The organism is Halorubrum sp. B52 (genome assembly GCF_059752555.1).
The window spans coordinates 541,647-551,117 of record NZ_MWTG01000018.1; the positions used below are offsets into that span (position 1 = coordinate 541,647).

Sequence of the window (9,471 nt, forward strand, 5' to 3'; positions counted from 1 at the left end):
GGGCGGGATGTTCCTCTGGCCGCTGCTTCTGGTCGGGCTCATCCTGCTCATCGTGTACGGCACTAACCGCCAGGAATCGGCCTCTGAGCCGGATAAAGCACTCGCCGAACTCCGCGAGCGCTACGCGCGGGGTGAACTCTCGGAGGAGGAGTTCGAGAACCGACGATCCTCACTCACCCAGTGAGGACTTCTACCCCTAACGTGCTTTTCCGTATCTTCCACATGGATTCGTACGTACATCCTCCGGGCGGAGAAAAACACGAGAGAGTATGCTTAAACGATGGACCGATTTGCTGGGTCAGCAAATGGACTCGACTAGTTATGTATCCAGCAATCTTACTTAGTATTGTGAAGAATAGGAATTGACACACAAACCAGAATGAGAGACTTAGCAAACCCGACGACAAGGTCTCCCCGACCCCGAGAGAAACGAATCGGGCGATATGAACAACACTCACCGTACATAGGCCCCAGTCGCGTGCTGGCTCGAAACGCGGACACACCAAAACCAACCACCACAATAAAGTACTCACAGAACAATACTCGAATCGGCTCGCGAGAACAACGCAGACAGGCTGCCGAATGTCGACGACTCCGTGCATTCACGGCCTCGGAAGCGTCTGGCGGTGCTGGATTGACCGAAGAAGAAGCAAAGAAGCTCATCGCGAGCTTGGAACGCGAAAACACCCAATAGACCAATGACATATACCATCACCACAACGATTGATGCACAGTTCGACGATGTCGTAACCGCAGTCACGACCGCACTACAGGACGAAGGCTTCGGCGTCCTCTGTGACATCGACGTCAAAACGACCCTGAAGGAAAAGCTCGATGTCGACGTAGACCAATATCGGATTCTCGGGGCGTGTAACCCTCCACTCGCCCACGAGGGGCTCGGCAAAGAGCCGGAATTGGGGGCCCTGCTCCCGTGTAACGTCATCGTCTACGAGACGGATGCCGGTGACGTCGTCGTGAGCGCCGTCGACCCCCAGCAACTGGTCGGCATCACGGAGAATCCAGACCTCGACGAGATCGCGGTCGACGTTCACGAACGATTCGAGCGTGTCATCGCAACGGTCTCAGACGAGTTGGGAACGGTGCCGGAGGAGGAGTAACGATGTCTTCGTCGAATCAACTCGACACCACGACTATCGTGCTTCTGATCCTCGGGGCGATCATCGTCCTCCCGTTGCTCACTATGGGGATGGGGTTCGGTGGCATGATGGGCTACGGTGGGATGGTGGGCTACGGCGGGACCACCAGCGGGTGGTGGCCGTTCGTCGGGATGCTCGTCCCGCTCATCTTCATCCTCATCCTCCTCGGCGGTGGCTACCTCATCGTTCGACGTGCGAATGAAAGCCAGACGGCTCGAAATCCCGCGATGGAGGAACTTCGCACGGCGTACGCTCGCGGCGACCTCACCGACGAAGAGTTCGAATCCCGCCGCGAGAAACTCGAACGGTCGGGGTAAACGCAACGAGTACACACCCAGGTACGTATACCCGGAGCCTGTGTACTCGATTTCGTTCGGCAAACTATTCTCCATCACCACTGTGTGAGCGGGACTTCGAATCAAAAATGAGGGGCACTCAGCTTACGAGATTAAATAGTAATGTGTTTAAAAACAATACCATGGCGTACAGTATGACTGAGGTAATCCTCTTCACCCAAGAGACGTGTGGGGAATGCGCAACACAGCGGGAGAAAAATGACGGTCTCGAGGACAAGTATCCGGACGTGGAATTCAAAGAGATCGACATTCAGACGGACCTCGAAATGGCCGAAGAATACGGCGTCCGAAAGACGCCGACGACCCTCGTCTACGCGAACGGAGAGCAGACCGCCGAGTTCATCGGCATCGTCGACCGGAACGACCTCGAGTCAGCCATCGAGCGCGCGACCCAGCAATCGTCTGGATTCGTCCAGCGCCTCGCCGATGTCGTGCGAAAATAACGACCAACAGACTGATTCAAACCACATGACGAACTATAACCGACGTCAGTTCCTAGGAGTACTCGATGCCGGCGCAGTCGCCGGTGTCGGGATCTCTCAGCCAGCGAGCGCACAGGAGACGCCCATCGTCAAGATGGGCAACAACTACTTCGACCCGATCGGACTCCACGTCGAACCCGGCACGACCGTTCGCTTCGAGCTAGCGGCCGGAGCCCACTCGGCGACCGCCTACGAGGACCGGATTCCATCCGACGCCAGCGCATTCGACAGCGGGACCATCTCGTCGGGATCCTTCGAGTACACGTTCGAAGAGCCAGGCACGTACGACTACTACTGCATCCCGCACAAGTCGGTCGGGATGGTCGGTCGCATCGTCGTCGGCAGCCCCGGCGGGCCAGCCGAAGAGAGCTCGATCCCCGACGGCGAGGTCCCCGATAGCGAAACGATCGTCCAGAACGGCGCCGTGGCCATCGGCTCGGACGTCGAGGGCAGCGGGAGCACCGGTGGCGGCATGATGGGGCCCGGCGGAGGGAGCATGATGGGTGGCTCGAGGGGCGGGTGGGGCGGCGTCCCGTTCGTCGGCGGGGCACTCGGAATGCTCGGCTTAGCTGGCGGACTCCTCTATTGGGCACTAGGACGAGGTGACGCATCTCCCGAGAGCGATGATTCCGCGATGGAAACCCTCCAACGCCGTTACGCACGAGGCGAGATCGACGAAGAAGAGTTCCAGATGCGTCGTGAGCGGTTGGAAGACAGGTGAAACGCCTCGTCGATGTTCGGTAAGTCAGCGAATCCCGTCGGGAGCCCTCGATCGATCCGTCCGGCCGCGGATACCACCTTCGTTCGAGCTCAACGTCACGTCGTTCGAGTTCCGCGGTAGTACACCCACACGGCGAGGAGTCCGACGACGAGGAGATAGCCGAACCCCCAGCCGAGCGACGCAGCCGTGTCCAAGTCCGTCGTGAGTCCGGTATCGACCATCACGCGGACGGGATGGTAGCCTGGGAAGAGTTTCATCCACCACTCGGGTTCAGACTGGACGAACAGCGGGTCCTGGAAGAGCCCGATGTCGATCATCGGGAGGATCAACATAATCCACAGGCCGGCCAGGCGGTTGAAGACGGCGCCGACGAGCATCCCAATAAGTCCGTAGGTAACTGAAAGGATGAGCATCGCGGCGACGAACCACCACAGCTGTTCGGGCTGGAAGTCGATGAGCATCACCCCGACGGAGGCACCGACCACGACAAGCGTGATGACTGCAAGGACGCCGAACCGTGCGGCGATGACCTGCCGTGCTCGGTAGCCGACGACAGCGAGGCGGCCGTCCGTGTCTCTCGCCTCGCGCATTAGGAATAGACCGGCGAGGCCGGCGATGAACGAACTCGTGATCGGGGTCATGATCACGCCGTGGACCTCGGGCATCCCCCGCATCACGGTCGTCGTCTCGCCGTCGACGACCGTCCGGACCGGCATCTGGACGTCCTGGGTGACCGCGAAGGCGAGCGTGATGAACGACACTGGGAGGACGACCAGGAGCGCCACGAGGACGTAGTTGCGGGCGTGTTCCCGGAGCCCGATACCGAACGCCGTGGCCGTTCGGTTCACGCTGACCACCCCCCCGGCCGTGCGCATCGTCGCACCGAATACGGCAGTCACGAGGACGAGCAACACGAGAAGGTACCCGCCGACGAAGACGAGGTCACCCGCAGCGAACGTACCGTCGAAGGCGGCCGACTGGAGGAGTTCCTTCGGATGATACAACGGGAAGTACTGGACGAAGTCGGGGACGTCCGCGGCGAGCGGGCTGTCGCCACTGAGGAACGCGTCCATCATCGCGAGGAAGACGACGACGAGCGACCCCTCGAACAGTCGCGGAAGCACTGCGCCGACGAGCGCACCGAGGAAAGCATAGACGACGCCCGCGAGCGCGAGGAACGCGAACACAAACAGGGGTGCTTCGACGTCGATCGTCAGCCAGAGGACGCCGAAGTTCACCCCCGCGACGACGATCGTGACACCCGCGAGAGTCGCCAGCCGCGTCGCGAGCAGCGTTCGTGGCGCGTACCCGGTCTGAACGAGCCGTCGGTCAGCCTCCCGGGCACTGATCATCTGGACCAGTCCCATCAGCCCGGCGATGATGGCGACGCCGAAGATCGCGCCGAGGAGGCGTCCCAGGTCGAGCGGAATCCCCTCGACGGTCGGCATTGACGGCAGTCCGGCCATCGCCTGGCCCCACCCCTCGATGACCACGAGCGGGAGCACCAGCGCAAGGACGACGTTCAGAGGCGTCCGGACAAACGTCTGGAGGTTCGCCCGAACGCCGACGACGAACCTATTCATGTTCCCCCCTCCGGGTCGCTCCTGAGTTCGCTCTCGGTCTCTTCGTCGGTCACGTCGTGAACCAGTCCGTCTCGCACCTCGAAGACGCGATCGAGTCGACTCCGCTCCTCGATTAGGTGGGAGATCATGACGACGGTAGTGCCGTCGTTCGTGAGGTCCTGGGCCATGTCCCAGAAACACAGGTACGTCTCCCAGTCGAACCCTGTGTAGGGTTCGTCGAGCATGAGGACATCCGGGTCGTGCATCAACGCGACGCTGAGATTGACTTTCTGTCGGTTCCCACCGCTGAGCTGGTCGACCCGGTAGTCAAGGTACTTCTCGAAGTCGAGTTCGTCCGCCAGTCGGTGCTTCGCGGCGTCGATTTCCTCGCGCGTCATGTCGTAACCAGCGCCGAACAGCCGGAACGTTTCTGAGACGGTCAACCGATCGTAGAGCAGCGGGTCCTGCGGACACCATCCGACGGTTCCATGCCGTTCGACCGTGCCCGCGTCGTGGTCGAGAACCCCGACGAGAATCTTCATCAGCGTGGACTTGCCCGACCCATTCTCGCCGACGATGCCGACGATCTCGCCAGCATGGACCTCGATATCCGCACCGGTGAGAACGGGTGTCGACCGTCCCAACGGGAGTCGTGACCCGTAGGTTTTCTCGAGGGCGTTGCCTCGAACGAGCGTCTTGCTACCACCGAGCGTCTCCGTGGGCGCCGTGGTCGTGTCCATACGTAGAAAGACGTTCTACTCATTCAATCGAATTGTTGTTAAGAATCGAAAGTTAACTCCGTCAAAGTACCCGGATATCGGGTTGTATACCGGAGAGAGCAATAGATAGCCAACGATTTGGCATTCATTTTGTCTCCAAACGGGGGTAGACTTAGTCGGTAGCCGTGATGAAGATCAGCCACCTATCAGGCGCCGAGCATAGCGTTGATGCGGCTTGCGAGGTAACGTTCGAGTATCCATGGTTCAGTGCTACATCTGTGACTCGGAATGCGCTCGCGACGACGAGGTGTTCGTCTGCGAGCACTGCGGGATCTCCTGCCACCGACACTGTATGGAGAAATACGACACCAATGTCTGCCCGAAGTGCGTCGACGAGCCGATGATCGGTGCGATCGAGTTCTAGTCGTTCCTTGTCACTCACACACCGCTGACAATCCGGAGGCGGAGTATATCGATGGTCAGCTGGCGAAATACGTTTTTGACTCGTGCCCGTAGCACAGGTATGTCTACGACTGTCGAACTCCCCAACGTTGATGAGACGTGCGCCTACTGCGGGTCGCGTATCTTCGACCACGACCCGATCTGTGTGCGCGACTGTACCGACGACTGCGGGTCGCCGACCTACTTCTGCAACTACGCGTGTCTCTCGACCTACGTTGACGAAAACAACTTGACGACTGGCAACGCGTGCGAGTGGTCGCCCGACGACCCCGACTGCTGCTGAGTGGACTCACCCCAATCAAGACACAGAGCGATGTATTGGCCGCCGTCCAGCCTAAGAACCACCAATGGAGCAGTACTGGCCGTTCAACTTTATGAACGCAGCCGACGAAGTCTATAGTGGTTAACTATGTCGACAGAGCGCACGTCCGACGGCTTGCTCCGCATCGTCCTGATCGTCCTCGCAGTGATCGTCCTGTTTCCGATGTTAATGATGGTCTTCGCCGCTCCGATGATGGGGATGATGGGCTGGTGGTGGGGCGGCGGCACGGCCGGCGGCCTCTCGCCACTATGGGGCATCGGGATGATGCTCGTCTGGCTCGTCGTCCTCGTCGGCATCGGCTACCTCCTCTATCGCGGCCTCGTCGGTGGTGTCGGGTCGTCGCTGACCACTGACAGGGCGCTCGAGGAGCTCCGAGTGGCGTACGCACGCGGCGATCTCTCCGACGAGGAGTTCGAGGAACGGCGTGCGAAACTCACCCGCGAGGAGTCGCAGTAGTCTGCAATCATGTCCCCGACAGTACAGCGACGCGAGTTTCTCACTGCGCTCGGAGCCGGCATCGCAGGTCTAGCGGGCTGCGTCGGCAATCTCCCGGGAAGCAGCGGCGGGGTCGATCGAACGATCTACGTCGGCGCGTATCACTGGGGCTTCATCATCGTCGACGAGTCCGGCGAGGAACAGGACCGCATCAGCCTGCAACGGAACGATGTTCTCCGTGTCGTATCGTTCAACACGCTCGCGAGTCAGGCCGTCAAATCCCTCCCAGCGTCGATTCGAGACGCCCTCCCCGACCACGAGGCCCTCGAAGAACGAAACGCGGAACGCATCCCGACCCCGGCCGACGGCCACTTCCACGAGCTACTCGAAGAAGCGAACGAGCAGTACCCAGACCACAGCCTCGCGATCATGCCCTCCGGACAGGTTCACATGGGCGGCGGAATGATGATGCACCCGGTTGTATTTCCGCAAAATGCCACCAGACCCATGGTTCGACAGTTAGGGGCGACGCAACGGGGCGATTACACGCTGAGTTGCCAGACCTACGGTGGCTACGCCACGCCTACATGGAAATCGACGGTGGCATCGTCATCAGATGATGGAACGAACAACCTGACCACGAAACACACTTCCTGAAACGGAGAATGCAGCCGTAGTTGCTAATTTTGTGCCAATAATATGCTAGATATTGTGGATAGATGGCCGGGTAGCTGATACGGTGTTTAATAAACCTCGTTCGAGTACGACCTGTCACGAATGACCGACGAGAGTGGCGTCGCCCATCACGACCACGGGGACGAAGCCCATGGGCACTCGCATGAACACGATCCTGGCCACGGGCACGGGGGGTCGGTAGCAGTCGAAAGCTGGCACTCGTCTCCGCCATCAACATCGTCGGCTTCGTCGTTGAACTCGCTGGGGGACTCCTCTTCGGCTCTGTTGCGCTCATCAGCGACGCCGTCCACATGCTATTCGACGCGCTGGCGTACGTGATGGCGTTTACCGCCTCCTACATCGCGGATAGATACGAGGGGAGGGGTCAGAGTGGTGGTCGTACGGGCTCCACCGGCTCGAACCGCTGGCTGCCTTCCTCAACGGCATCTTGCTCATCCCAATGGCCGGGTACATCCTCTGGGAGTCCTATCAACGGTTCCTGACCCCGATCGAGATCGGGACTGTCCCGACGATCGTGATCGCAATTGGCGGGGTCGCAGTGAACGTCGGCAGTGTCTTCATCCTCCAGGGTGGGGAGATGAGTCTCAACGAGAAGGGCACGTTCTATCACCTCCTCGGCGACGCCGGCGGGTCGATCGCCGTCATCATCTCCGTTGTCGTGGTCGAAGTCACCGGAATCACCGTAATCGATCCGATCACTGCTGCGCTTATCGCTGGCATCGTCCTGTGGTCTGCCGGAAAGGTCCTGCGTGGAAGCGGCGCTATCTTCTTCATGAAGACACCGTTCCAGCCCGAGCACGTCCGGGAGGATATCGAAGCCGTCGACGGTGTCGACCACATTGATGACTGGCACGCGTGGCAGATCTGTAGTCAGATCACGGTCGTGACGGCACACGTCGAAACGTCGGTCGAGACGATGAGCGAGGCCGACACAGTCACCCAACAAATCCATCACGTCCTCGAGGAGTACGGGGTTGATCACGCCACCATCGAATTGAGTCCGGGATACGGAGACCGTCGGACCCATCTCAACTCTCACGCCCACTAATCGAACGCCGGCACACATCCGAAGCCCAGTAGCCACTCCCCGATTGCTCAATACACTCGTAGAATCCCCGCCAGTCAGTCCCTTATCAACTGTCTCGCTTGCTCGATCCAAGATGTGACTCGTGCCTCGCTGAGATCGAGTCGCGTGGCGAGGGAAGTGGCGTCCTCGTCGGAGAGCTGACTCACCGCGGTTATACCTGCGTCCCGAAGGTTCTCATCGTAGGCCGGCCCGATGCCGTCGAGCAGCTACAGCGACTGTTCTTGGTCGGTCCCCTCTGTAACATCGTTCCCGTCGGTCGTGTCCGATCCGTCGGTCGAAGTCACCGACCGCTCACGGAACCACGTCGCGACACGAGGCCACAGTTCCGCGTGGGCCTTCCCCGAAACGGCCATTCCGACGTGGCCGGTCGGAAACTCGTAGATGTCGGTGTCCTCACTCGGGATACCCTCGGTGAAGGGCTTGCTCGACTCCGGCGGGATGAGGTGGTCGAACGAGCCAATAATCTGTAACACCGGCATCGTGAGGTTCCCGATGTCGACGTGGTCGCCATCCAGGACGAGCTCGTTCTGGTAGAGCGCGTTCTCCTGGTAAATCTCCTCGATGAACTGGCGGTAGGCCTCACCAGCAACGTCAACCCCATCGCGCACCCAGCGTTCCATTCGGCCGAAGTTCTCGACGGCAGTCTTGTCCTCGAGGTTGTCGAACAGGATCGTGTACTTCCCGGCGTAATTCTCGATAGGATTCATCTGGGCGAACCCCGTCGCGAGAAACTCCGCCGGGACGTTTCCGTACGTCTCGGTAATCGCTCCTGGATCGAAGTACTCCTCGCTTCCCCATTGTTCGAGGATACCACCCGTATCGTCGAAACACAATCCCGTCGCCATGAGGCCGAGATTGCTGACCTTCTCGGGATAGAGGGACGCGCACACCGTACTCGAGGAGACGTCGGATCGGGGGCTCTACGGGATGGCACCCCCCGCGTTCGCCCTCGGATTCACCCACAACGAGGAGTACGATAATACTGCGATCTACACCGGCTCGACCTATTGCCTCGAACTGATGCTCCTCTACTCGCTGGCCGTCATTACGTCACTCGTCTGTGTGTCGCTGGTACTCGTGACTGGCTACCAGCGTTACGAGAATCGGCTTGAAGATTACGCGGAGTATCTGCCAGCGTTCACGTCGACAATCCTCATCGTGATGGGAGTCGGATTTATTCTGGAGATCTTCTAATGAGTCGTTTTGGGGATTTCTCAACGTAGCACAGTAAAGAACCTACAGACCACCCTCATCCCATCTTTATTCGGATTGAAAATAAGGCACGCATCAATTCCATCCTCCGATGTTGTGAGTTCCCCACAGTTTCGGAGAATAGGCCAGTTTCAGGTCGAATTAGCCTCAAGTCGTGGTGATTCTCAGCGGTCGGAGATGGATTTTGAATCCTTACTCTCGAACTACCGGACGAGCGTACGAAATTGCGTGAATTTTGGCGCTGCTGAATACGGTTGTCA

14 protein-coding genes and 1 pseudogene are annotated in these 9,471 nt (G+C 59.5%); 11 read left to right on the forward strand and 4 right to left on the reverse strand.

From position 1 onward, the window contains the following. The 5 genes from B4V04_RS19740 to B4V04_RS19760 form a co-directional block, all read left to right on the forward strand. Positions 1 to 184 (forward strand): SHOCT domain-containing protein (locus B4V04_RS19740; protein WP_498233362.1); only part of this gene is annotated, 184 nt, incomplete at its 5' end. A gap of 514 nt (positions 185 to 698) precedes the next feature. Continuing rightward, a complete protein-coding gene (locus tag B4V04_RS19745) occupies positions 699 to 1,118 on the forward strand; it encodes a DUF302 domain-containing protein (protein ID WP_498233363.1) in 420 nt (139 codons plus the stop codon). Positions 1,119 to 1,120: 2 nt separating this feature from the next. After that, positions 1,121 to 1,474: an SHOCT domain-containing protein gene (locus B4V04_RS19750; RefSeq protein WP_498233364.1), complete on the forward strand. Its 354-nt coding sequence runs from the start codon at positions 1,121 to 1,123 to the stop codon at positions 1,472 to 1,474. A 173-nt stretch (positions 1,475 to 1,647) separates the two neighbouring features. Further along, positions 1,648 to 1,956, forward strand: a complete 309-nt coding sequence (locus tag B4V04_RS19755; protein ID WP_498233365.1) for a thioredoxin family protein — start codon at positions 1,648 to 1,650, stop codon at positions 1,954 to 1,956. 25 nt (positions 1,957 to 1,981) lie between these two features. Continuing rightward, on the forward strand, positions 1,982 to 2,716 hold the full coding sequence (locus tag B4V04_RS19760; RefSeq protein ID WP_498233366.1) for a plastocyanin/azurin family copper-binding protein: 735 nt from the start codon (positions 1,982 to 1,984) through the stop codon (positions 2,714 to 2,716). 95 nt (positions 2,717 to 2,811) lie between these two features. On the opposite strand, the gene B4V04_RS19765 is transcribed toward B4V04_RS19760, so the two are convergent. Both B4V04_RS19765 and B4V04_RS19770 read right to left on the reverse strand, forming a co-directional pair. Beyond that, entirely contained in the window at positions 2,812 to 4,299 is a 1,488-nt protein-coding gene (locus B4V04_RS19765) for an ABC transporter permease (RefSeq protein WP_498233367.1), read from the reverse strand. Further along, on the reverse strand, positions 4,296 to 5,018 hold the full coding sequence (locus tag B4V04_RS19770; RefSeq protein ID WP_498233368.1) for an ATP-binding cassette domain-containing protein: 723 nt from the start codon (positions 5,016 to 5,018) through the stop codon (positions 4,296 to 4,298). The genes B4V04_RS19765 and B4V04_RS19770 overlap by 4 nt, the downstream gene beginning before the upstream one ends. A 238-nt stretch (positions 5,019 to 5,256) precedes the next feature. Between B4V04_RS19770 and B4V04_RS19775 the strand changes: the two genes are divergently transcribed. The 5 genes and pseudogenes from B4V04_RS19775 to B4V04_RS19795 all read left to right on the forward strand — a co-directional run bounded on the left by B4V04_RS19775 (position 5,257) and on the right by B4V04_RS19795 (position 7,960). Further along, the gene (locus tag B4V04_RS19775) at positions 5,257 to 5,421 is read left to right on the forward strand and encodes a hypothetical protein (protein ID WP_498233369.1); all 165 of its coding nucleotides are present in this window, start codon (positions 5,257 to 5,259) and stop codon (positions 5,419 to 5,421) included. Between the two features lie 99 nt (positions 5,422 to 5,520). Next, a complete protein-coding gene (locus tag B4V04_RS19780; protein ID WP_220619881.1) occupies positions 5,521 to 5,742 on the forward strand; it encodes a hypothetical protein in 222 nt (73 codons plus the stop codon). A gap of 126 nt (positions 5,743 to 5,868) precedes the next feature. Further along, the gene (locus B4V04_RS19785) at positions 5,869 to 6,237 is read left to right on the forward strand and encodes an SHOCT domain-containing protein (RefSeq protein ID WP_092893747.1); all 369 of its coding nucleotides are present in this window, start codon (positions 5,869 to 5,871) and stop codon (positions 6,235 to 6,237) included. A 9-nt stretch (positions 6,238 to 6,246) separates the two neighbouring features. Further along, the gene (locus tag B4V04_RS19790; protein WP_498233370.1) at positions 6,247 to 6,873 is read left to right on the forward strand and encodes a hypothetical protein; all 627 of its coding nucleotides are present in this window, start codon (positions 6,247 to 6,249) and stop codon (positions 6,871 to 6,873) included. Between the two features lie 120 nt (positions 6,874 to 6,993). Next, a pseudogene (locus tag B4V04_RS19795) lies at positions 6,994 to 7,960 on the forward strand (cation diffusion facilitator family transporter). 74 nt (positions 7,961 to 8,034) lie between these two features. On the opposite strand, the gene B4V04_RS19800 reads toward B4V04_RS19795, so the two are convergent. Next, positions 8,035 to 8,205: a helix-hairpin-helix domain-containing protein gene (locus B4V04_RS19800; RefSeq protein ID WP_498233388.1), complete on the reverse strand. Its 171-nt coding sequence runs from the start codon at positions 8,203 to 8,205 to the stop codon at positions 8,035 to 8,037. After that, positions 8,206 to 8,844 (reverse strand): hypothetical protein, encoded by a 639-nt coding sequence (locus tag B4V04_RS19805; protein ID WP_498233371.1) that lies wholly within the window; start codon positions 8,842 to 8,844, stop codon positions 8,206 to 8,208. It lies immediately after the preceding gene. Positions 8,845 to 8,926: 82 nt separating this feature from the next. On the opposite strand from B4V04_RS19805, the gene B4V04_RS19810 reads away from it, so the two are divergent. Beyond that, complete coding sequence (locus tag B4V04_RS19810; RefSeq protein ID WP_498233372.1) at positions 8,927 to 9,193, forward strand: hypothetical protein; 267 nt, start codon at positions 8,927 to 8,929, stop codon at positions 9,191 to 9,193. The last annotated feature ends 278 nt before the right edge of the window (positions 9,194 to 9,471 follow it).